Annotated in this window: 20 protein-coding genes, 1 tRNA gene and 1 other RNA gene; 13 read left to right on the plus strand and 9 right to left on the minus strand. The window is 54.9% G+C overall.

Annotated features, from left to right (window positions below; genetic code table 11):
- Positions 1–373 precede the first annotated feature (373 nt).
- Together DF283_RS04315 and DF283_RS04320 are read right to left on the minus strand one after the other, a co-directional pair.
- Positions 374–1087, minus strand: coding sequence for a hypothetical protein (locus DF283_RS04315; protein ID WP_303673482.1), 714 nt, complete (start codon positions 1085–1087; stop codon positions 374–376).
- 136 nt (positions 1088–1223) lie between these two features.
- Complete coding sequence (locus DF283_RS04320; RefSeq protein WP_303673483.1) at positions 1224–3089, minus strand: APC family permease; 1866 nt, start codon at positions 3087–3089, stop codon at positions 1224–1226.
- A gap of 247 nt (positions 3090–3336) precedes the next feature.
- Here DF283_RS04320 and DF283_RS04325 point away from each other — a divergent pair, with 247 nt between their 5' ends.
- From DF283_RS04325 to DF283_RS04360, 8 genes are all read left to right on the plus strand, one after another.
- Entirely contained in the window at positions 3337–4935 is a 1599-nt protein-coding gene (locus DF283_RS04325; RefSeq protein WP_303673484.1) for a phosphohexomutase domain-containing protein, read from the plus strand.
- A 97-nt stretch (positions 4936–5032) separates the two neighbouring features.
- Positions 5033–5106: transfer RNA gene (locus DF283_RS04330), tRNA-Arg, on the plus strand.
- Positions 5107–5402: 296 nt separating this feature from the next.
- A complete protein-coding gene (locus DF283_RS04335) occupies positions 5403–7532 on the plus strand; it encodes a sodium-translocating pyrophosphatase (RefSeq protein ID WP_303673485.1) in 2130 nt (709 codons plus the stop codon).
- 159 nt (positions 7533–7691) lie between these two features.
- Complete coding sequence (locus DF283_RS04340) at positions 7692–7874, plus strand: CopG family ribbon-helix-helix protein (protein ID WP_303673486.1); 183 nt, start codon at positions 7692–7694, stop codon at positions 7872–7874.
- A gap of 146 nt (positions 7875–8020) precedes the next feature.
- Entirely contained in the window at positions 8021–8695 is a 675-nt protein-coding gene (locus tag DF283_RS04345; RefSeq protein WP_303673487.1) for a flagellar brake protein, read from the plus strand.
- A gap of 60 nt (positions 8696–8755) precedes the next feature.
- Positions 8756–9376 (plus strand): sigma-70 family RNA polymerase sigma factor, encoded by a 621-nt coding sequence (locus DF283_RS04350; protein ID WP_303673488.1) that lies wholly within the window; start codon positions 8756–8758, stop codon positions 9374–9376.
- Between the two features lie 51 nt (positions 9377–9427).
- On the plus strand, positions 9428–10786 hold the full coding sequence (locus tag DF283_RS04355) for an anti-sigma factor family protein (RefSeq protein WP_303673489.1): 1359 nt from the start codon (positions 9428–9430) through the stop codon (positions 10784–10786).
- A 34-nt stretch (positions 10787–10820) separates the two neighbouring features.
- Positions 10821–11387, plus strand: a complete 567-nt coding sequence (locus DF283_RS04360) for a Spy/CpxP family protein refolding chaperone (protein WP_303673490.1) — start codon at positions 10821–10823, stop codon at positions 11385–11387.
- 164 nt (positions 11388–11551) lie between these two features.
- On the opposite strand, the gene aspS is transcribed toward DF283_RS04360, so the two are convergent.
- The gene (aspS, locus tag DF283_RS04365) at positions 11552–13381 is read right to left on the minus strand and encodes an aspartate--tRNA ligase (protein WP_303673491.1); all 1830 of its coding nucleotides are present in this window, start codon (positions 13379–13381) and stop codon (positions 11552–11554) included.
- A gap of 99 nt (positions 13382–13480) precedes the next feature.
- Positions 13481–15613 (minus strand): GAF domain-containing protein, encoded by a 2133-nt coding sequence (locus tag DF283_RS04370; RefSeq protein ID WP_303673492.1) that lies wholly within the window; start codon positions 15611–15613, stop codon positions 13481–13483.
- Between the two features lie 158 nt (positions 15614–15771).
- On the opposite strand from DF283_RS04370, the gene coaE reads away from it, so the two are divergent.
- On the plus strand, positions 15772–16404 hold the full coding sequence (coaE, locus tag DF283_RS04375) for a dephospho-CoA kinase (protein ID WP_303673493.1): 633 nt from the start codon (positions 15772–15774) through the stop codon (positions 16402–16404).
- Positions 16367–17671 (plus strand): hypothetical protein, encoded by a 1305-nt coding sequence (locus DF283_RS04380; RefSeq protein ID WP_303673494.1) that lies wholly within the window; start codon positions 16367–16369, stop codon positions 17669–17671. The genes coaE and DF283_RS04380 overlap by 38 nt, the downstream gene beginning before the upstream one ends.
- A gap of 98 nt (positions 17672–17769) precedes the next feature.
- Here the strand turns inward: DF283_RS04380 and rnhC are convergent, their stop codons facing one another.
- The 3 genes from rnhC to DF283_RS04395 form a co-directional block, all read right to left on the minus strand.
- On the minus strand, positions 17770–18765 hold the full coding sequence (gene rnhC / locus DF283_RS04385; RefSeq protein WP_303673495.1) for a ribonuclease HIII: 996 nt from the start codon (positions 18763–18765) through the stop codon (positions 17770–17772).
- A gap of 111 nt (positions 18766–18876) precedes the next feature.
- Complete coding sequence (locus tag DF283_RS04390; RefSeq protein WP_303673496.1) at positions 18877–19179, minus strand: hypothetical protein; 303 nt, start codon at positions 19177–19179, stop codon at positions 18877–18879.
- A 151-nt stretch (positions 19180–19330) separates the two neighbouring features.
- Entirely contained in the window at positions 19331–19573 is a 243-nt protein-coding gene (locus tag DF283_RS04395; RefSeq protein WP_303673497.1) for a hypothetical protein, read from the minus strand.
- Positions 19574–19828: 255 nt separating this feature from the next.
- Here DF283_RS04395 and gatA point away from each other — a divergent pair, with 255 nt between their 5' ends.
- The 3 genes from gatA to DF283_RS04410 all read left to right on the plus strand — a co-directional run bounded on the left by gatA (position 19829) and on the right by DF283_RS04410 (position 23080).
- Positions 19829–21295 (plus strand): Asp-tRNA(Asn)/Glu-tRNA(Gln) amidotransferase subunit GatA, encoded by a 1467-nt coding sequence (gatA, locus tag DF283_RS04400; protein WP_303673498.1) that lies wholly within the window; start codon positions 19829–19831, stop codon positions 21293–21295.
- Between the two features lie 174 nt (positions 21296–21469).
- On the plus strand, positions 21470–22378 hold the full coding sequence (locus DF283_RS04405) for a methylenetetrahydrofolate reductase (protein WP_303673499.1): 909 nt from the start codon (positions 21470–21472) through the stop codon (positions 22376–22378).
- A gap of 174 nt (positions 22379–22552) precedes the next feature.
- Positions 22553–23080, plus strand: a complete 528-nt coding sequence (locus DF283_RS04410) for a hypothetical protein (RefSeq protein WP_303673500.1) — start codon at positions 22553–22555, stop codon at positions 23078–23080.
- A gap of 52 nt (positions 23081–23132) precedes the next feature.
- Here the strand turns inward: DF283_RS04410 and DF283_RS04415 are convergent, their stop codons facing one another.
- Positions 23133–23357 carry a DUF5522 domain-containing protein gene (locus tag DF283_RS04415; RefSeq protein WP_303673501.1) on the minus strand — a complete coding sequence of 75 codons (225 nt, stop codon included), beginning with the start codon at positions 23355–23357 and terminating at the stop codon, positions 23133–23135.
- Between the two features lie 77 nt (positions 23358–23434).
- Positions 23435–23522: signal recognition particle sRNA small type (gene ffs, locus DF283_RS04420), an RNA gene on the minus strand.
- Between the last annotated feature and the right edge of the window lie 32 nt (positions 23523–23554).

Genomic DNA, 23554 nt, shown 5'->3' on the forward strand with positions numbered 1-23554 from the left:
GCTTGTTAATGGGGGAGCGTCACAAAACGCTCCCGTAAAACTGGTTTGGCGAGTGAAAAGATTCAGCGATAGAAAAGATTCACCACTTGGGGGGAGGGCGGCCTGAAAAATGGAAAAACAGGTAGAAAAAATGAATCGATTCGCCACAGGCGTCAGCGAATTGGGCAATACGAAGCGCTTCATGCGTACTTCAGCAGCACAGTCGGCCATACGATCCCAAAGGGCGAAGAGGCACCTGCGGGCAGCGAGCCATCAACCCCGTGAGCACCCAGTCAATACAGCCCGTGCAAGGTGGTTGATGATCATTAGTATGCGCCGTGATGCCAGATTCTCCCAGCGAAGGAGATTTACGATTTTTTGAAATCGGGCTTACTTATAGGTCCAGCTTGTCCAGCCTGATTTTCATATCCCGGTTTTGCAGGGTGACCGTTTCATCTTTTCTGGCAGGGGGGGTGGATTCTGCTTCTGATTTGACTGCCGGGGCTTTGGCCTTTTCGGGTTCTCCAAGGCTTTGCCGCCATGATGCCATTTCATCAGCGTACGCCCTGGCTCTGTTTTGCTGGAGTTGGGTTCGGATGGACTGAAGGGTTGGTCCGTTGGGCAAGGTCATGGACGGATAAAAAGTACTTAGATGAGTGACAGTGTCTTTCAAGGTATCCGCTATAAAACTATCGGCGATTCCCTGCAGGATGGCGGTATCCACGGGCTGATGGGTGTATTGGCAAATGGCAAAATACTCCATGATATGATCCACGACCGTGATCACCTCGGTGGCTACCCGGCTACGCTCTGCTTCCGGTAGCACGAACAGACAGTTCATGGCGTGGTGGACGCTTTCGATTTTGTCGTAGCTGCGGGCCTTGTTTTTGGCTTTGAACAGACTGAGGACTTTTTCCGGCGGAAGTGTCCTGGGGTTTTGCAGCAAATGGCTGGCCTGGCAATGTTTGTCGGCCAGTCGAGAGAGGATGGATCCCATCAGCGTTTTGTGACTGGCCGGGAAGCCCACAATCATCTCAACGCTGAGGGCAACCTCTTCTTCGGCTTCGTACCAACGTGCTTTGGGTGTGCTGTTTGTATCGGGTTCCATTTAAAACCTTCGCTGAAAAGAAAATATCTGGAAAAAATGGTCTGAAGGTCATCGCCCTGAATGCCCGGAGCCGGGGTTTTGAATCCAGTCAGGTCACTATCTTATCAAATTTTGGGCGTTTTATTTCTCAAGTCCGTTACTTCTCAAGGTGATACCGCACGGTTGTCACCACTTTGTTGCTGCGGTACCGCAACAGGGCCTTAATCATAATGGAGGTTTGGTTGTGCAGTAAGTTGTGCCACCAGCTTTTGGTCACAAATTCCGGGACGATGATGGTGACCAGATCGTGGACATAACGCTCTTCCACCTCATCGATATATTCCAGCAGTGGTTCGCTGATAGAACGGTACGGGGACTTGAGAATGGTCAGGGGAATGCCGCAGCCCCAGGCTTCCCACGCTTTTTTCAGGCGCTCCGTGGCCGCCGGGTTTAGTTCCACATGCACCGCTTCCACCCGGTCGGAGATGGTTTTGGCGTATTCCAGCGCGGGAATGGTTCCCCGGTGCAGGGAAGAAACCAGAACCAGTACGGTATGCTCAATGGCCGTTGGGCAGTAGCCGCTGTCTGGCAAGGCCAGCTGCTTGCCGATGGATTCATAATGATTATGCACTTTCTGAAAAATAAAGATCACAATGGGCATGGCCACCAATACGATCCAGGCCCCTTCGGTGAATTTTTCAAAGGCCAGGATAATGGTGACAATTCCTGTGGCCAGCGCCCCAATGGTATTGACCATCGCTTTTCGCTGCCAGCCGGGTTGCTGCTCCGCTTTGTGATGGCCAATCATGCCCCACTGGGCCAGGGTGAAGGAGAGAAAAACTCCAATGGCGTACAGGGGCATCATTTTATTGTAGTCAGCGTTGTAGGCGATAATGAGCAAAATGGCCAACACGCTTAAAATGACAATTCCGTTGCTGTAAACCAGCCGATCGCCCAGGTTCATCAGCTGTCTGGGCAGATAGCCGTCCTGGGCCAGAATCATGCCCAGCCGGGGAAAACCGTTGAAGCTGGTATTGGCCGCCAGAATCAGGATAAGGGCGGTTATAAACTGCACGATGAGATAAAACAGGCTGCCGTGGTTGAAGACGCTGGCCGCAATCTGGGAAATCAGCGTTTCACGGTGTGGATCCATTTCCGGGGGGACAATACCGGGCAAGGCGTAGGCCAGGTAGGTAACCCCCATAAAGATGGTGGCCAGCACCAGACCCATGTAAACCATGGTGCGGCTGGCATTGAGTTCCGCAGGCTCCTTGAATGCCTGAACCCCGTTTGAAACGGCCTCAATCCCCGTAAGGGCCGAGCAACCGTGTGAAAAGGCCCTTAACATGGCGGCGATTAAGACCAGCGGCGCCACGGTGCTGATTTGTTGACTGACTTGCGTGATTTCCGGGACGGATTCTATCTGCCCGGTGACGACTTTATAGATGCCGGTTCCGATGAGGGCCACCATGGAGAAGATGAAAAAGAAGGCCGGAATGGCGAAGGCTTTGCCGGATTCTTTGACCCCCCGCAGGTTCAGGAGCATGATGATGGCGATCATGATGATGCTGAGGGCGATGTTGTGCCCTTTGGGCAGCCAGCCGGTGGATACAATGTTAGCCACCCCGGAGGAGATGCTCACGGCCACTGTCAGCACGTAGTCAATCAGCAGGGCGGACCCGGCGATTTGGCTGGCGGTTTTTCCCAGTCGGCTTTTGGCCACTTCGTAGCTGCCCCCACCCATGGGATAGGCGTAAATCACCTCCCGGTAGGACATCACCACAATAAACATCAGTAGCACAATAACGGCGGCGATGGGAATGGCCAATAAGCCGTTGAAGGCGGATTGCTGCAGCAGGTTCAGGCCCATTTGAGCGGATAGTCCCGCCGCAAACAGGGCGATGATAATTTCTTCGGAGGCGTAGGCGGTTGAGGACAGTGCGTCCGAGGCAAAAACGGCCAACCCGATGGGAATGGACAAGCGTTCGTGCCGCGCCCGGTGGGAAGCCAGCGGGTTTCCCACAATAAATCGTTTTAGCCTGCTCCACATAATAATGCTTTACCTACTGTCAATGCTTTGTCTACTGCTTCAGGACAGACCGAATATACAAGTTTTTGCGGGGCTGGGCAATGCTTGATGACGGGAATGCAATAAAATGACATAAAAAACTTGCGGAATACCGGGCGGAATGGCTTAATGGAACTAGTGGCCAGCGCATGTCATGGCTGTGTGATATCGCTGGTTTTGTTGTTTGTCGGGAGTTTTGGTTATGCCGTCAGCGCCGGTTCAAAAGGTTTACCGTTTCGGAACGTCCGGTTATCGTAACGATCAGGATGCGGAGTTTAATGAGTCGGTCATCCGGCAAATTACCAACGCCATCAGCGATTACCTGATTGGCGAGATTCAGCGTCGGGGAAAGTTGTTGCCCATTTTGATCGGTGGGGATACCCGGGAAAAGACCCGTCGCTTTATTCCCGTGATTGCCGAAATTCTGAAGAACAAGGGGCTGGACGTGTTTCGGGCCAGCACCGATTTGCCTTCGCCGGTTCTGGCCTATGCCGCCAGGTATTTTTCTCAATTGAACCTGGGCTACGATGAGACCCTGGGCGCTATTTTGATGACGGCCAGCCACAATCCATGGCCGTATGGGGGGTACAACTTCTTAACGCCGGATGCCGCGGTAATGCCCACGCCGGTTTCCAGGAAGTTTGAGCTGTATCAGAGCGAGCCCCTGAACCTGACGCTGGATCGGGCAGCTTACGGCGCGGAAACATCGGCCAAAATCACGGAATTTGATCCTTACGAGCTGTACCGGCAACACCTCAAGCAGGGAATTAAGATTGACTATAAAAAGATCAAGGACAGCGGTCTGAAGATTTTCTACGATCCTTTATATGCCACGGGCCGTCGTTACCTGCCCCGCCTGTTGAAGGATGAAGGCATTGACACCGTGGTGATTCACGATAGCGAACAGCTTCCGGCGGGTTATACCGGCATGCCGGAACCCACGGGCAGCAACCTGACCGAGTTGAGCGCACTGGTCAAAGACGATGCGGCAGCCCTGAAGATTGGACTGGCCAATGATGGGGACGCCGATCGCTTTGGGGTGCTGGATGAAACCGGTCGGTATCTGAATTCCAACGAGGTGTTGACCCTGATTGTTTACCACTTGTTGAAAAACCGGGGTGAAAAAGGGGTGATTGTCCGCTCTCAAGCCACCACGCACCTGCTGGACGCTCTGGCGGCCAAGGCTGGCTTGACGGTGGTACAGACCCCGGTGGGTTACAAGTACATCGCCGAAGAGTTTATCGAACACGAGGAGCAGGGCGGGCAGCAAGTCCTGATTGGCGGCGAAAGCTCCGGCGGGATCAGTGTGATTGGCCATATTCCAGAAAAGGATGGCATTCTGGCCAACCTGCTGGCGGCGGAAATTGTGGCCACGGAAGACAAACCCCTCAGCCAGATTCTGGCCCAGGTGCAGGCTTCCGTGGAGCGGCAGTTCGTATTCCGCGAACTGGGTGTCAAGACCGAGCAGGGACAGCAGATCATGGCCCATTTCCAGCAGTTACTGACCCAGGAAGGGCAATTCGCCGGGTTGTCCATTGATGTGGGGCAGTCCGTGGCCTCGGTGACCGCATTGGAGCAAAAATACGGCACCAAGGACGGGGCCAAGCTCTTCTTTAATGATGGAAGCTGGCTGTTGATTCGGGCCAGTGGCACGGAACCGATTGTCCGGGTGTACGTGGAAGGCGTGGCACTTTCCCGGGATGAGGCTTTTGCCAAAACACAAAGGGTGGTCGAAGGGCTTCATCAGCTTTTGGTGGCGTCTTACGCTGTGCCTGCCGGTAATATCAAGGAAAAACACTAGTCATTCCAGTTCTGCGCGTCCGGTTTTCCTCCTGTGTGGCGGTGCCGGATGCGCGCTGGACTTGATGGGTACTTGGTGGTAATTTAAATGTCTGCATGTGCCCGTAGCTCAGTTGGATAGAGTGACGGTCTCCGAAGCCGTAGGTCGCGCGTTCGAGTCGCGCCGGGCACAGTTTTAACCCCCTCATTACGGTGAAAAATGTCTTTGTGGTAGGACGGTTTCCCAATCAGGTTTGCATTGTTCCGCGGTAAAAGCAGTCCTTCGGAGTCAGGGTTGTTTGAACAATGTAAATATCGATTTACGTTTGGGTCAAAGTCTAGGAATCTCTGATTGTTTTCAGTACCCTACTGCATACATTTCCCCTTTTTGCTTGCATCATGCCAGATGCCGCAATGCAGCATTATCAACCGTTTTAAACAGTTTTATCCATATCTACTCACTGAATCGAAGGGAGAACAGCACATCTCATGCAACCCATCTTATTCCCCATTATCTGCGGGGTGCTGGCCATCGTTTTCGGGCTTGTAACCCGTCAATGGATTCTTGGTCTGAGCGCCGGCACGCAAAAAATGCAGGATATCGCCAACGCTATTAAAGAAGGCGCCAGCGCGTACATGAACCGGCAATACAAAACCATTGCCATCACTGCTGTCATCCTGACCATCATTTTATACGCCCTGTTTGCTTCCCTGAAGGGAACTCAATACGCCCTGTACGTGTCCGGTGCTTTCCTGCTGGGCGCCTTTTTGAGTGGTTTGGCTGGATATGTGGGTATGTTCGTCTCCGTCAACGCCAACGTCAGAACCGCAGAAGCCGCCCAAAAGGGCATGAATGCCGCTATGGACGTGGCTTTCAAAGGTGGCGCTGTGACCGGTCTGCTGGTTGTGGGTTTGGCTTTGCTGGGTGTGGCTGGCTTTTACTACATCGCCCCCTCTCCAGAACTCTTTCCTTCCATTGTGGGCTTGGCCTTTGGTTCCAGCCTGATTAGCGTGTTTGCCCGTTTGGGTGGCGGTATTTTCACCAAGGCCGCTGATGTGGGCGCTGACCTGGTGGGTAAGGTGGAAGCCGGGATTCCGGAAGATGACCCCAGAAACCCTGCGGTTATCGCCGATAACGTAGGCGACAACGTAGGCGATTGCGCCGGTATGGCCGCCGATTTGTTCGAAACCTATGCCGTTACTACTATCGCCGCCATGTTTTTGGGGAACCTGTTGTTCAACCACGACCCCAATGCCATCATGTACCCCTTGATGCTGGGCGGTCTGTCCATTGTGGCCTCCATCATCGGTACCTTCTTCGTCAAGGTGGGCGCGGACAACAACCCAATGAAGGGTCTGTACAAAGGGCTGTACGCCACCATTTTCCTGGTGGCTGTTATGGTGGTTGCCATGACCTACCAGTTCTTCCCCACTGGTTTTTCCTTCACCAACGCGGAAGGCGTGGTCACAGCCATTAGCCAAACCGGTTTGATTGGAACCGCTATGGTCGGTATTGTGGTCACCATGGCCATGGTTTGGATCACCGACTACTACACCTCTACGGAATTCAGCCCGGTGCGTAAGGTGGCTGCCGCTTCCGAGTCCGGCCACGCGACCAACATCATCGCTGGTATCGCTGTGGGTATGAAATCCACCGCCGCCCCGGTTGTGGTCATCTCCATCGGGATGCTGGCCGCTTACTTCCTGGGTGGTCTCTACGGTATTTCTATTGCCGCCGTGTCCATGTTGTCCATGGCCGGTATCGTGGTGGCCCTGGATGCCTTTGGCCCCATCACCGATAACGCCGGTGGTATCGCCGAGATGGCCCATATGGATGAAAAAGTTCGTGCCGTAACCGATCCGCTGGATGCTGTGGGTAACACCACCAAGGCTGTTACCAAAGGGTACGCCATTGGTTCCGCCGGATTGGCCGCCATCGTTCTGTTCTCTTCCTACATTCAGGATCTGAGCGCTGCGGCTGCTGAAAAGGGCAATACCTTCCTGGCCAGCATGAGTAACCTGAACGCCCTGTTTTCCCTCGGTGATCCCTACATTATTGTGGGCTTGTTCGTGGGTGGTCTCATCCCTTACATCTTCGGGGCGATGGCCATGGAAGCCGTGGGTGCCGCTGCCGGTGAAGTGGTTCACGAAGTTCGTCGCCAGTTCAAAGAAAACAAAGGCATTATGGACGGTACCTCCAAGCCCGACTACGCCGCCTGCGTGGACATTGTGACTCGCAGCGCCCTGCGTCAGATGATGGTGCCTGCCCTGTTGCCGGTACTGGTTCCTGTGGTTATGTGGGCCATTGGCGCCTACCTGATTCCCAATGCCGCCTCCAGCTACGCCGCAATTAAAATGATTGGTGGCGTATTGGTGGGCAGTATTGTAACCGGTCTGTTCGTGGGCATCTCCATGACCTCCGGCGGTGGTGCCTGGGACAACGCCAAAAAGTACATTGAAGATGGCCACTTTGGCGGAAAAGGTTCACCGGCTCACCAGGCTGCCGTAACTGGCGATACCGTGGGTGATCCGTACAAGGATACTGCTGGCCCTGCCATTAACCCGGTGATCAAGATTCTGAACATCGTGGCCCTGTTGCTGGTTCCCTTGCTGGTGTAGAACAGTATCGGGAACGGGTGACATTAACCTGTCTCAAAAAAGCCTTCCGGTTAATGACTGGAAGGCTTTTTACTTGAAAAGCAGGGCCGCTTGTAATAATATGAAATATCTAAACAATCATGCTTTTTTATATACTTTTAAAAGAGAGGTTGGAATCGAATGGCGAGAGTCTTGATTTCAATGAAAGATGAATTTTTGAGACGGATCGACGAAGTGGCGGAAAAAGAGCAACGTTCACGCAGTGAACTCATTCGTGAGGCGTTGCGCACTTATATTCGCAAAAACGCCAGCGCCAGTCAGAGTGCGCAGACCGTCGGCGGCTCAGCACCTGTTGAGCCCTAGTTTGGGCACTGATATTGGTAGCGCTTTAAAATAATTGTATCTGTTCGCAGGGTTCAAGTCTTATTTCCCCGGAATTGGGCCTTATAATGATCCTACGGCTTCAATTGGCTTTGGGTTGTTGAGCGGCGAGACTAAAAAATTACTGAATGTTGTTTGATCTGCAAAAAGCGCTAGTCTTGAACCAGAAGGTACAAGTGACCGTTTGGGATCCGGACAACGAGAGTGTTGAATACTCATTTCAAAGTGTTGTGCTGGAGGCGGTGGGAAGTCTGTTTCGTCTGGCGCTACCTGCCGCAGAGGTTTCCACCCTTTTGCCCCTGTTGCAGCCGGGCATTGTCGTGGGGGCTGTGTTGGAGGCGCATCCCAATCCGTATATATTTTACCCGGTCATTCATGCGACTTCCGCCGCAGATAAGCGCGGCTTTTGGTTAAAGATTCCGGAAAATCCGCAGGTTGAGGCCTTGCAGCGGCGACGACACGTTCGCATTCCCATGGATATTCCCGTACATCTGGAATATTCCGTTTCTGACCGGTGGATGAGTCTGTTGGCCCGGACCGAGGATGTGAGTGGGGGGGGGCTCCGCTTCACGTCGGCGCGTTTATTCTCGGAGGGGCAGGAGTTGATGATTTCACTGGGCTTTAACCCCTCTGAGCCGCCGTTGCGGCTAAAGGCCAGGGTGGTTTTTTCCATGCAAAACCGGCTCAGTAAAAAGGCGGATGAGATGTATTCAACCGCCTGTCAGTTTGTGGGGCTAACAGACGCCGAGGAGATGGTGCTGGTTCGGGAGTGTTTCAAGCGGGAGTTGGGCCGCAAAGGATAATTGTCCTTGTGCTAGAATAAATCCTGTATTATCCGAGTAAATTACGGAAGTTCCACGCCAATGGCCTCTAAAAGCCAAACGAAAGAGGATTTACGGGCTCTTTCCTCTGAAGAGCTTGTGTTGTTGGCGCAGGCCGATCACATGCGTGCCCTGGAGGAGCTGGTATCCCGGTACCAGAAGCTGGTTTACGTGACCTTGTATCAACTCGCCCCGGAACGTAATGACATTACGGATCTGACCCAGGAAGTGTTGTTGCGGATGTGTCGCTCCATCAAGTCTTTGCGCAATCCCAAGACGTTCAAATACTGGCTGAACCGGATCATTACCAATCTGTTTTATGATGAGTTGCGAAAAGCGCCCCGGCAACTGAAGACCATCTCTCTGGATGAGCCTGTCTTTGAGTCAGATGATGAGCAAAGTCCAGCGCGGGATATCCCGGATGCCACGGAAATGCCGGACAAGCTGGCCCTGAATTCAGAGCTGGATCGCAAGATTCAGCAGGCCATCCAAAATCTTCCGGAACAGTTTCGGACCATCATCGTCCTCAGAGAAATACAGGGGCTAAGCTATGAAGAAATAGCCAGCCTCACCGAGACAAATATTGGCACGGTCAAGTCCAGATTGGCCCGTGCCCGCCTGAAACTTCAAGAGGTATTGGAACCCTACCTGAAAGAAGTTTAACTGGCTTGAGGCCCTGGTCATTGATAATTAGTGTGATAGGAAGTTACCTACATGCAGGAAACTCCCCCGCATACCCTTATGGAAATTAAACTGTTGCTGTCCCAATACCTGGACGGTGCGCTCGATTTGGAGCAAGTGCGTCAGGTTGAGGCGCTCTTGTCCACGTTCCCTCAGTACGCTGAGGTGCTGGACAGGCTCCAGGCCACCCGGGATGCGGTTCGGGCTACCCTGGTCAATCAGGAACAGGCGGTGTCCCTTAACACGGAGTCGCTGTGGGCTTCTATCGCCCAACGACTGGAGGCGGATCAGGAGACGCCCATCCAGACTTATGATTTTGAATTTGTTTCCGCGTATTACGATGGGGAAATCCTTCCCACGGACGCGCAACGGGTGTCGTTTGAAAGCCAGTTGTTCAACAACGATGCGGCCAACACCCAGTTGGCCCAGGTTGGCGAACTGTCTCAGGCTGTTCGGGAATGGTCGGCTCGGCTGGAAACGCACTGTACCGTGGATGTAACGGCAGCGGTCATGAAGCAGTTCTGCCCCGAAGAGACTTCTTCTCCCTCTGGATGGTCGGCTGATTCTGAGGAGTCCCTGCCCGTTGAAGATATGACGGCGGTGGAAATGCTGTCCGCTTATGGGGATCAGGCATTGAGTCCTCGCGAGGTGATTGAGGCCAACCGGCTGATTGAATCCGATGCGTCGGCCAAGTTGACCTTAACCCGATTCAACCGGATTTCCGCCGGGCTGGAGTCCATTTCTGCTCAAATTCAGGCCCAGGCTCCCGATTTGACTGCGGACATCATGAAAACGCTCTCTCAGTCTTCCCCGGAAGAGGCTACTCTCGTCTCTCTGGACACTGTGCGAAAGTCCAGATCCAGGATTTATCGATGGGCCCAATGGGGTGGTCTGACGGCGGCTTCGGTGCTGCTGGTGACCTTCCTCAGTTCGGTGAACTGGCAGGATGAGACGCCTGCATCTACGCTGGCCTTCAAGACCCCGTCGGTCGCAGCGTCCGTGGTTTCCGATGTACCCGACGCGCTGACGCCAGCGAGTTCCGAGAAAACGGCCCAACCTCGGGCCATGGAATTGGCCTCGGTACCAGCTAGTAGTCGTTCTGCACGTCCTGCGGAGGCTTTTTCCCTGCGGGCCGAACCGGCTGATTCGACCGATTCGATGGACACAAGGGCTGCGGTGGCTCCCATCCGTCCGATGAAAGCATCTCCTCGTCGTGTGGAACGCATAATCGATGGGTTCCGTGGGAACCGGGTGGCCTCTCGTGCTTTCTCTCGGCCCGATATTGCCCCGGAAGAGTCCCGGACGGGCTCTCCCTCCTCGGAAGATTACTTGTTTAACGCCTTGAACGAACAGATGTCTGGCGAAGATGTCTCTTCAATCCTGGGAAAGTAGGCGGTTAGTAAGCTATGCAAAAGGGTGTGAAGTTGTGAAGTCGCTGGAATTTTTAAAATCTCCTGCCCAAAAACGAAATCAGGCCGGCATGGTTTTGCGGACAGCACTGTTGGCTGCCTCCCTGTTTTCTATGGCCCATGCGGGCGAAATCAACTGGCAGGTTCTCAATCTGACCCCCCAGCAATCAACCCAGATGCAAACACTGGAAGATGGCTGGCATAAAGTTCACCAGAATCTCAGCACCCAGATCCAGCGGGATATGGCCGAGTTGAAAACCATTTTGCCCACGGGCGATTCCCAGAAGATTCGGGAACTGCAAACCCGCATTATGACCAACAAGACGTACCTGATGAATGAGTCCATGGACACTTTCCTCAAAAAGCGGGAAATGCTGTCCCCGGAGCAACGTAGCCAACTGCAAAAAATGCTGCCCTGTGCCAGCACCCCAGACGCTGCTCCTGCCGCTCCCCAATCGGACGCTCAGGCTAACACGGCCGCTTCCCCGGCAGCAGCCGCTCGCTCTGCTTCGCCCCCGGCAGCCACAGTGCCTTTGGTGGCCCCACCTGCCCCGATTGCCGATCAGCAGCAAGCTCAGGACTAGAGCCTGCCAATCAAGGCTGCACCAGCAGGATTCCCGTAGTTTCTGGAATCAGAAATCTGATGTGCGCCTGCTGGATGTGTATAGAAACATACTCTTCAATTGAAAAGCCCCTTGAAAGTAGAGTTCAAGGGGCTTTTAAGGGTTGACGCTGCCTGACTGGCCGCCTAGTGGCCTTTTTTTGCCTCGGGGGTTTTAATGTCCCACTTCATGTGCAGTTCTTTCAGTTGCGCTTCATCGACGGAGGCAGGGGCTTCCGTCATGGGGCAAATGGCCTGGTTGGTTTTGGGGAAGGCAATCACATCCCGGATGCTTTCACTGCCAGTGAGCAAGGCCACGATGCGATCCATGCCCAGAGCCAAGCCACCGTGAGGCGGCGTGCCGTACTGGAAGGCATCCAGCAGGAATCCGAATTTTTCATGAGCCTGCTCGTCCGTTAATCCCAGCAGGTTGAAGATTTTAGCCTGTAAATCGGCCTGGTGGATACGAATGGAGCCGCCACCGATTTCCGTGCCGTTGTAGGCCACGTCGTATCCGAGAGAGCGGGCTTTTTCCGGCTGGGTATCCAGATAAACCAGGTCGTCCGGGTGGGGAGATGTGAACGGGTGGTGGTTGGAGCTGAAGCTGCCGTCCTCGTTCTTTTCAAACAGCGGGAAGTCTGTGACCCACAGGATTTCATGGCGGTTGGGATCAATCAGGTTGTGCTTTTCGGCGAAAAATAAGCGGAAACGGCCCAGCACGGTGCAGGCCTGATTGAACTGATCGGCCATAAAGAAGACCACATCCCCGGTTTTGGCCTGTGTTTTTTCCCGAATGGCCTGTTGTTCGGCGTCGCTCAGGTACTTCAGAATGGGGGACTTGGGACCTTCTTCGGCGTAAATAATGTAGGCCAGGCCTTTGGCACCGTAGCGCTTGGCTTCCACTTGCAAATCATCCAGCTCTTTGCGGCTGTAGGAGGCGGCTCCTTCCACTTTCAGGGCTTTCACCACCCCGCCGTCATCCACCGGCTTACGGAAAGCGCTGAATTCGGTGTGGGTGAACACCTCGGTCAAATCCACGAACTCCATGCCAAAGCGCAGGTCAGGCTTGTCGGAGCCATAGGTGTTCATGGCCTCCAGCCAGGTCATGCGGCGGAAGGGAGCCTGAATGCTGACACCCGCCACTTTGAACACTTCGACCAGCAGGCCTTCCATCAGTTCCAGCACGTCTTCCTGCTCAATGAAGGACATTTCGATATCCAGCTGGGTGAACTCGGGCTGACGATCGGCTCTCAAGTCCTCATCCCGGAAGCAGCGGGCCACTTGATAGTAACGCTCAAAGCCGCCTACCATCAGCAGTTGCTTAAAAATTTGAGGGGATTGCGGCAGGGCAAAGCACTTACCGGCATGCACCCGGCTGGGGACCAGATAATCCCGTGCCCCTTCCGGGGTGGTTTTAATCAGGATAGGGGTTTCCACCTCCAAAAAGCGCCGATCGTTCAGGTAGCTGCGCACGGTCTGGGTGATTTTGTGGCGCAGCTCCAGATTCCGGGCCATGGTGGGGCGACGCAAATCCAGGTAGCGGTACTTCAGGCGGGTAAATTCATCCACTTTGTCGGAGTCGTCATCAATAGGGAAGGGTGGGGTTTTGGAGCGGTTCAGGATTTCCACCACCACCGGGTAAATTTCGACATCGCCGGTAGAGAGTTTGGCGTTGCGGGTTTCTTCCGGGCGCAAGCTGACCGGGCCGCTCACCGAAATGACATCTTCATTCTTCAGGCCGGACAGGGCGGCGTGGGCCTCGGGGTTTTTGGAAGGATCGGCCACCAGCTGCATAATTCCGGTGCGATCCCGCACTTCCACGAAGACAATGCCTCCCAAGTCACGATTCGCCGATACCCAGCCATTGATGGTCACGTTCTGGCCGTTATGAGTGGCGGTTAAATCGCCGCAGAAGTGGGTACGCTTGGTAAAAAAACCGGTCTGCTTGGACGGTTCCTGAATGATGGAGTGTGGCATTGTAATCTCTTCTCGCTGAAGGGTTGACGACTGATGAAACGGGCCTGGGCCCATGGGGGATTACCATCATAGCGCCAATAAAAAAATCATCAAGAACGCTTATTTGTGGGGATGGCTGGGAATTTCCACGAAAAAGCTGGTGCCTTCGTTCACCACGCTGTGCAGGTAAATTCGCCCCTGATGCTTTTCAACAATGCGGTAACACAGGGCCAGACCCAATCCGGTGCCCACGCCGGCCCCTTTGGTGGTAAACCCCGGATCAAACACTTTGGTTAAATTGTCTTTGGGAATGCCTTTGCCGGTATCCCGCACGGCAATGGTCACCCACTGGCTGCTTTCATCGTAACTGGTCTCGATGGTAATTGTGTTCAGGGCAGCTTCCCCGGCGCCGTTTTCGGCTTTGTCCTGAATGGCGTGGGAGGCGTTGACGATTAAATTCATAAACACCTGATTGAGCAGCCCCGGATAGCACTGTACTTCCGGCACATTGGGGCCGTACCGGCGAATCAGCTCAATATGGGCGGGTAACGAACTTTGCACCAGCAAAATGGTGCTTTCAATGCCATCCCGCAGATCCACGGTTTTCAGTTCGGATTCATCCAGCCGGGCAAAATTCCGCAGGTTTTTCACGATGTCCTGAATGCGGGAAGCGGCCAGCCTGTTCAGGGCCAGTAGACTGTCCATGCTTTCAAATAGCTGCTTTTGACCCGTACTGACAAGGGGGTCGATCTGGCGTAACTTATCCAGACAGACGCTCAGGGTGGCGTTGTTGCTGATCATGGTGCCCAGCGGGGTGTTCACTTCGTGGGCGATGCCCGCTACAAACTGCCCCAGTACGGCCATTTTTTCCGATTGCACCAGATACAGCTGGGCCTGCTGCAACTCTTCCAGGGTTTGCTCCAGGGCCTTGGTCCGCTGATCCAGCGCCAAAAAGAGCTGGGCCTGATGCAAGGCCACCCCCAAATGCTCGGCCAGGGCCTTGAGCAGTTCAATGTCCTCCATGACCCAGGCGCGATAGGCGTCACACTGGTGCAGGGTAATGGTGCCCACCAGTTCATCCCGGATCAGAATGGGCACGATGGCAATGGATTTGATGCCAGAGGCTTCAAAATAGTCGAGGGAGGCGATTTGTGGGGGGCAATCCCGCACGTCGTTTAGAATGAAGGGGTTGTAGGGCTGATCTTTCCGCAGATTAAAGACGGCTCGCTCGGAGCAGGAGAGCCCCTGGGCCATATTGGGGGTGCCGGGTAGTTGGTATTGAAAGGCCTTTTCCGGCCCCTCTGGCGAAAAATAGCGGATAAAGCAGCGACTGATGCCCATGACCTTACCCAGCTCTGTCACTGCCGTTCCCAAAATGATATCGGTATCCAGCGATTGCCGGATGGAGCGGGTTAGCTGGTTAATCAGGAACTCCCGGCTGGCCTGAGCCTGGGTTTGCCAGTAGAATTTGGCGTTTTCCACGGCCACCGCCAACTGGGCGGAGACTTCACTGAGCAGTTCCTCCTGGGACTGGTTAAACCCAGGTTCCTGGCTGGCGGAAAGGGCAATCAGGCCAATCACCACCCCTTTGTTAATCAGGGGAACCACCAGCGCACTGGCCGCGTTATCCGCCAGCAGGAGGGACTGCGGCAGATCCTGTTTCTGGTAAAGCTGAGAGGTGGGCTGTTTGAGAATGTGGTGAACCAGCGGTTCGTACCCGGCAAAGGCGTTGTGTTCCCCGCTGATTTCCAGATCCCCATCCTCGAAAATACGAACCAGCGTTTTAATGCCGTTCTGGCTATCGTCCAGAATGACAATCACCGCTTCCTGATAGGGAATGTGGTTTTGCAGCACCAGTCCCAGCGCGTCAAAAATGTCTTCCATAATCAGGGAGGAGTTGACGGCCTGACTAACCTCTTGCAGGATTTTCAGCTTTTCCTGCCCGGCGTCGCCTTTTGGGGCTGGCAGCCATTCCATCAGGGCCATACCCGTTGACTGGCCCAATGGGGAGAGTTTGACCGCCTGCAGGGCAGTGGCCAGGCAAACGGGCAGATTCAGGGCCCGACTGCTGGCGATGATGGCGCTGAGGTTGAGCGTGCCCCGGGTTTGAATGCTATCCGCGGCAATACGGAGCTGCGCCCATTGCCGATGACCTTGCGGGCTGGCCTGTTTGCAATTTCCATCGGCGTCCACGATTACCACCGCAGAAGTGATATGATGAAAAAAAGAGTCTTCGTAAAGAGATGAATCCATGCAGTTTTCGGCGTGTCTTTCGGGGTCTCTTTTGAACGCCGCTCGGGCGAGGCATTCTTTGGGGAGTGCCACAGAGAACGCGCAGGATTTTCAAACGGTAGACTGTGGCATATACATCATTGTACGTGATTTGCCTGCGTGGAAACAGGAACGACTGGATGAGTCCCTCTCGAAAAACCAGCTTTAAAATTGGCATTACCGGCAATACTTGTACCGGAAAGACTCTGGTCAGGACTACCTTGCAACGCTTTGGCGTTCATACGCTGGATGCGGAGGAGGCCGCCATGAACCTGCTGCTGGATAATCCCCAGCGCTTGTCCATTCGCCTGACCGATCATTTCGGGGGCGAGGTGCTTGACAACCGGGGCCGTTTGTCCCGGAAAGCCCTGAACAGTGTGCTGTACGCCAATCCGGAGAAACGGCGCTTTTTTGAGCAAAAACTCAGTCCCCTGCTGCGGGAGGAGATGAAGCGCTTTTTGTACGGATCGCTGGGCAGCTATATTCGGGCGGTTGAAGCGCCCAGCCTGTTGGAGGAGGACACCCGCCATCTGTTCGACGAGATCTGGATGGTAACGGCGGAGGTGGGGGTGCAGATAGAGCGTTTGGTTGCGCGCAACAGTCTGACCCACTCGGAGGCTCGGCATCTGGTGGATTCCCAGTGGTCACAGGAGCGAAAAGTGGCTTTAAGTGACCGCGTTATTGACAATTCCCGGGATATTCACCAAACTGAAGTTCAGGTCAGGGAGATTCTGGATGAGATTAAGCACAAGCTGCAGCGGGCCAATTGGTAAAAAGCTGTGTCTGGGGTTGGTGTTGTGCCTGTTAACGTCTCCCGCTTTTGCCGTTTTGGGGTTGAAGCCTAAAAGTCCGGCGCAGCCTTTGTCGCCTGTCTCTGGCGTCTCTCCCCCCATGCTATCCCCTGAAGAAAAGCAGAATAACGCCCCGGGCACCCCGAATGCTAGTGGCCCTGTTCCTGGTTCAGGTCCTGCCGCCCGCCCGGAAGCATCCCCCTCCGCACAGGCACTGGTTCCCTCCACGGAGCCCCCGCCTCTGGAAGACCCGTTGCAAATGCTGGCTGCAAAACAGATTGTCTCCCCGAAGCTAATGGCTCAAACCACGCCCGTCACTCGGGCGCAACTGGCCGAGATTATGGTGAAGGCGCTGGATCACGGCACGGACCTGACCAGTGAGTTCCCGGTCTATCGGGATGTATCGCTGGCTCATCCGGCTTACGCTTACATTGAGGTGGCCCGGGCCAAGAAACTGCTGGATTACCCCCACGATCACGGGTTTTACCACCCGGAGCAGGAAATCCGTTTTGAGGAATTGTACGTGGCCATTTCGCATGCCATTACCGGGCCGCCACCCCAGTCACAACGGGCCGAATATTTGTTGCGAAACATCCCGGGGCACGATGCTTTTTCGCCTGAATTGCGGGACGCGGTGGCCAAAATGGCCCAGTCTCGCTTTTTTACCCGCACCCGCCGCTATCAGACCGTATTTAGCCCGCCCGAGAACTGGGTGACCGTGCCTACGCTGGCCCCACTGATTCACTACATGATGTTTCTGAACCAGCGACGGGCACCTTTGCTGGGAATTTCCGAAGTCCTGCCCCAGGTGCCCCCCGGTCTGAAGCTGGTGATTTCCCCGGCCACCGGCATTCTGGAAGACGGGCTGAAGGCTGGCGGACGCCTGCGGTTTCAGTTGGTGGAGGCCGTGGAAGGCATTCCACGCACCAGTACGCTCTTTGGCTCCGTGGAGAAAACCCTACCCGAGCGAACCTATCTGATTCTCATCAATAATATCCGCACCCCGGATGGACAGGTGTACCAAACCCGGGCCGAGTTGAGCGTTTCCTTTTCCGCTCGGGATAAATTGGGCTTCATCGTCCCCGGTGAAACGTTTGAGGTGGTCACTGAGCCCGTACCGCCAACGGTTACCGGTATGCCCAGTCCCACGGGGATGCCGGACGCTTCGGTCACGCCAACCACCCCCACCTTTCCCGCCAATCCCGGTACGCTGCGTCAACCGATCCGGCGATTGCCCAAACGGCTCTGAGCCTGTTTGTGTATTGCCGAGTCTGTTGTGGCGCTTGGAACCCGACTTTCAGGCTGCTCCTGAAATGCGGACGGGAATGCTTTTCGCGGAGTTGGCGGCTACAACTCCGCCGTGGTTTTGAAGTGCAGCTTGGCCACCTGCGATAGAGCCTCTCGTCCGTGGCGGCCAATCAGGGCCCGGGCGCGCTGTTTGACCACCGGGTTGGCCCCAAAGGGCAGTTCCACATCAAACTGCTCGGAGAGCTGTCGCATGTGCCGGGTAAAGCGATACCGAGCTACGATGCTGGCCGCGGCTACCCCGATATTGGCTTCCGCCCGGGGGGTCTGGTGCAGGGTAATGCCTTGGCCCTTTTCCTGAAGCTGGGACAGAATGTAGCGCTCGTCCCCGAACTGGTCGGCAATGGCCTGATTGCAGTCGGGAAAGCGCTCCAGCAGTTTTTCAATGGCCATAGCATGCCCCCAGGCCAGCAGATGATTCAGGTTTTTGCCCTTGCTTTTCAGGCGATCGTAGAGGGCGTTGTACTTGGCCGGGCCCAGATCAATGACGGCAATGGCCGCCTCCCCCACAATGTCCACCAACCCCTCATACAGTTTGGCAATCATGGCGTCGGTCAGTTTTTTGCTGTCGGTCACCCCCAGTTTGAGCAGGGGCGCTTTGGCCGCATCGCTGACCAGCACCCCGGCAATGACCAGCGGGCCAAAGTAATCGCCCTTGCCGGATTCATCCGTGCCGATGTAGGTGCCCTGAATGTCAATCAGGCCGGAGGCGTTGGCCGTCAGCTTTTTGGTGGCGGAGGGCGGGGCTGGCTTTGGGCTGGCCGATGGTCTTGAGGCGCTTGTGGCGCTTGCGGCGGGGCTGCCCCCCAGCAGGCCGGTCATTTGTGCCAGCACGGTGTCCGAGCTGGCTTCCAGGTACAGGGTGCCGTTAGTGAACTGCTTGGCCCGCAGCCAGCCTTCCGTACTTTTACCATCCAGACGATAATCGCAGTATTGCTCGCTTTTTTCACTCCAGGCGGTGTCTGGCAGTTGTTGCAGCGCCTTTTTAAACTGATTTCGCTGTACGGTGGACTTCAGGCTGTATTTGGCGGTGGGCACGATGCACTCTCATACTCATAAAACAACAATCGTTCCCGGCCGCATTCAGCGGGAGAACCGTGTTTTTTATCCTAGCGGAAACCACCCGTTTACAGAATGGCCGGGGCTTTTTTATTTGCCCATGGCCCCGAAGCTGGACTTGATGTTTTCGCTGATCAGCTTGTCCAGACTTTCTTTTTCTTTCACCACCGCTTCCCGCTGGGAGCTGATGCGCTTGAGGTGCATATCTAAAATTTTGTCGGCCTGCTGCAGTTGCTTGATGCGGCCTTCCAGAATTTTGGCGGCGGGCGAGTTGGGGTCTAACTTGGCGGACAGGTTGAAGAAGCCGCTGGTCATGTTGGCATAGAACATCTTCTGCTGTTCGATGAACTGTGCCTCAAGTTCCAGATCCGACTGTCGTGAAATCAGACCCATGAGTCTTGCCTGGTTGGCTGCAAAGCCCATATCTGGCTTGTCCTATCCTCTAGTGTGCCGCGTTTGGAAATTCCTGTGTTCGAGGAAAATCTGTTCCAAATGCTTAAAAACACAATTGATGAAAATCGTGCTACCTGAGATTGATATCGCCCTAGAATGTGCGGTGCATTTTGGCCCCAAGGTTCTCGTAGGGGTTGAATTCATTCAGGGTTTTTTCAATCCGCTCCAGTTTCTGGGTTTCCAGCATGTAGCGATACTTTAGCAGTTTCATGCGGCTTTTCAGGGTCACCAGGTTATAAATGCCTTGTATCGTTCCCATAATCAAGGTTTCCACGGGGTTGTTCCGTTGAAAGAAGTTTTTGGCAAGTGTCAGGTACAACTGCGGACTGGCCATGAGCGACGACCCCCTTGTGATGCCTTGGCTTAGAATTCACCTGTGACTAATAATAAAAAAACAATTCAATGGGCTGGTTTGATCGTTTTGTGACGAACTGTTACATTTCTTCTGCTTTCTGGAGGTGTTCAGGATATCTTTTTTAGGGGGGCGGCACCTGTAAAAAGCTGGTGAGAGAAGTGTGGGCTTGGGCTTTCCTTTGGGGTACAATCCAGTCATATCCACCCCTCAAGGAAAGAATTGGACCCAACCGCCATGACCGAGAAATTAAGTGCCCTTTCACTGCATCAGCAAATTCAAAGCGGCCATAAAAGTGCCGTTTCCGTTCTGGAAGAGACCTTTAAGCGCATTGACGCCGTGGATGGCCAGGTGGGCGCCTTTAACGCCCTCACTCGGGAACTAGCCGCCGAGACAGCCGCCGAGGTGGATCGCAAGGTTAAGGCCGGAGAAACCCTGCCCTTGTTGGCCGGTGTGCCACTGGCGGTGAAGGACAACATCAACGTCAAAGGGTATCCCACCACCTGTAGCAGCCAGATGCTGTCCGGTTATGTTTCTCCCTACGACGCCACAGTAACTGGCAAGGTGAAGGCCCATTTGCTACCCATTGTGGGCAAGGCCAACATGGATGAGTTTGCCATGGGCAGCTCTACCGAAAACAGCGCCACCAAGCTGACCCGCAACCCCTGGGATCTGGAACGGGTTCCCGGAGGCAGTTCCGGTGGTTCCGCCGCTGCGGTGGCTTCCGAGCAAACCTTGATTTCGCTGGGCTCTGATACCGGTGGCTCCGTGCGTCAACCGGCCGCTTTGTGCGGATTGGTGGGGCTGAAGCCGACCTATGGACTGGTTTCCCGCTACGGCTTGGTAGCCTTCGCCAGCAGTCTGGATCAGGTGAGTCCTTTTGCTCGCAACGTCAAGGATACGGCGGCCATGCTGCAAGTGATTGGCGGCTTTGATAACCGGGATTCCACCTCGCTTAACCTGCCATTGCCGAACTATCTGGCGCGTATCGATCAGCCGGTTGAGCGTCTGAAAGTGGGCGTGATTTCCGAGTTGAACGGCGAAGGCATGCAGCCGGAAGTGGCCGAGTCCCTGAAGCGGGCCATTGAAACCTTCCAGGGGCTGGGCGCGGAAATTCACACCTTGTCCGTTCCCAGTATCCGCTACGCCGTGGCCTCCTATTACATCATCGCCACCGCAGAGGCCAGCTCCAACCTGGCCCGTTTTGACGGGGTGCGCTACGGTTTGCGGGAGGAAGGCGACACCATCTACCAAACCTATTGCAAAACCCGGGCTAAAGGCTTTGGCCCCGAGGTCAAGCGGCGCATCATGCTGGGTACCTTCTCCCTCAGTTCCGGTTATTACGATGCCTACTACGGCAAAGCCCAAAAAGTTCGCCAGTTACTGAAGCACGAGTTTGACAAGGCCTGGCAGCAAGTGGATGTGCTGATTTGTCCCACCTCTCCCAGCACCGCCTTTAAAATCGGGGAAAAAGCCAATGACCCGGTTAGCATGTACCTCTCTGATATCGCCACCATCCCGGTGAATCTGGTGGGCATTCCGGCCCTGAGCGTGCCGTGCGGCTTTGACAAGAACCATTTGCCCATCGGCTTGCAAATGATGGGCCCGCATTTGTCGGAAGAGAGGCTGTTCCGCATTGCCCAGATGTTTGAAACGGCCACTGGTCTGGCCAACCTTTCTCCCCAGTCCATGCTGGCCGTTTAAAATACCACTATTCCGAGTACAGGCTTCCGCTCAGGTTTTCCAAGCGGAAGCCTGCTGATTTTGATAGAATAATCACAGTTTTTCTGAATGTTCTGGCGGGTGTGCTTCCTTGAAGGGGAGCGGAAGTCAGGTTTGCGTATCAGGCGGTTTACAGGGTAGAAGGAGCGATTGGCATTGTCGCTGAGGGATAAGTTGGCATCCGGGCAGCCGGTGATCACCGTGGAATTGTCTCCCCCCAAAGGGACGGACGTCAGCCGCTTGCTGGAACATGCCCTGGCCTTAAAAGGTAAGGTGGACGCCATTAACGTGCCGGACTGTCAGCTTTCCATGCTCAAAATGAGTTCCATGGCCGCCTCCAAGCTCATTCAGGATCACACCGGCATTGAGGCCGTGTGGCAGTTGACCTGTCGGGATCGCAACCTGATTGCCCTACAAGCCGATTTATTGGGCGGATACGCCTTGGGCCTGCACAATATTCTGGCCCTTACCGGCGATCCAGTGCAGATTGGCGATCAGAAAGAGCATGCCAAGCAGGTCTTTCATCTGGAATCGGTGCGTTTGCTGGATTTGGTGGGCGCCCTGAACACCGGGAACGATGCCTGCGGGCAGGGGTTAAAAGGGGGCGGCACCGATTTTACCGTGGGGGCCGCCATTAATCCCTTCAAACTGGGCAACCGGGCCCAGCAATTGCGCCTGAAGCAAAAAATGGAACGTCCTGTTCACTTTTTCCAGACCCAACCGGTGTATCACCCTGAACCGGTGGAAGCCATGTTGACCCTGTTGCGGGATTTGGGGGATCAGCTGGGTTGCCCGCCGCCCCGGTTGTTGTTGGGCATTATTCCGCCCCATTCGGCACAGGCCGCCCGGCGCATGAACCGGGAGATTGTGGGAGTGAATATCCCGGAAAGCTTTATTTCGCTCTTGGAGCGATCCAGTCAGCCGGTGCTGGAGAGCATTCGTTACTGCGCCGAGGTGGTTCAGGAACTCAAGCCCTTTGCCGATGGTTTTCACTTCATGCCGGTGGGCATGCCCTCCAAAGTGGGCTTGCTTCTGGATGAATGCTTCGCCCTCTCCTCCAGTTGAACGATCCCTTCCCCGATGAATCTCCCCTAGAATGGCAAGAGGTTGCCGCCGCCGGGGGAATGTTCCAACGGGGTCAAAGGGCTGCTTTACCCCGACAGGGCGCAGGATTGTTGCTGGAAGGGGGCAAAGACTGGTCGGCAGGGTAGTTGAGCGTTTGAGGTCATTGAAATTCCCATGAAAAAACGGCAAACGATTTTCTCGCTAATGGCACTGCTGGCTTTTCCCTGGCTGGTTAGTGCCCTGCTTTCGGGACTGGCTCAGGCTCAGGATGCGGATGATCCATACTCCCAGCCCGCGGTGAGCAGTTCTGCTGCTGGGCGTAAGCTGTTGTACCTTTTTACCACAGATTTTCCACCCAATAGGGTGGCCCAGTATCCCACGCCACCGGCCAAGGAAACCCGTTTCTGGCAGCTGCTGGACCGGGAAATGGGCAGAACCTCCGATCTCAGCCTGACTGAGAACGCCCTGGAGGCTGACTACCGGGTTGAGTTGCGCTGTGGGGGCGTGTTTAATTGCTCCAAGCTGCTGGTGGATGTGAAAAGCCCGGATCGCGTTGTGCTGACCTCTTTTAAGCTCAAACACTTTTCCACTTTTCACGGGCTGGGCGTTCCCCGTCTGGAGCAGGTGGCCCAGGAGCTGTCCCAGACCCTGGATCAGCGCATTAAATTGCTAGAGCAGGGCGGCTACGGCCACACCGACTAGCAAAGGATATCGCTGCCCGATAGGCTAAGCGATCACTGCGCGCTGACTCGGTTTAAGGCGTGTCTTTGGGTGTCGAGGGTTCCGCTGAGGATGCCGAGAACCCCGTGAAACCATACGGACAATGGCGGCATACATTCTGGCAGCACAACCCTCGCGCCAGATGATACAGCTCCGTGAACACCAGAAAGCCGGTCCGGGCATCCGTGTAATAATGCTCGCCCCGGGCCACGGCCTCGGCATGCTGTTGTTGATAGGTTGGCGGGTCGGGTGGGTTCATAAATCATTGGCCAGTGGGGGAATCTGAATATGAAAAAACCGCACCCCGTCATCTGTTGCCAAATGCCGGTTCCGGATGAAGGACTTGCAGCACCCGCAGGGGTAGACTTATTGCTGCTACGTTCCCGTCCTGACAAGGTTCATCTTCCATGCGCCGCGCAAGGATCATACCGGAGGTGCGGTAGACGATACTATAGC

The organism is Vampirovibrio chlorellavorus, assembly GCF_003149375.1.
GTDB lineage: Bacteria > Cyanobacteriota > Vampirovibrionia > Vampirovibrionales > Vampirovibrionaceae > Vampirovibrio > Vampirovibrio chlorellavorus_B.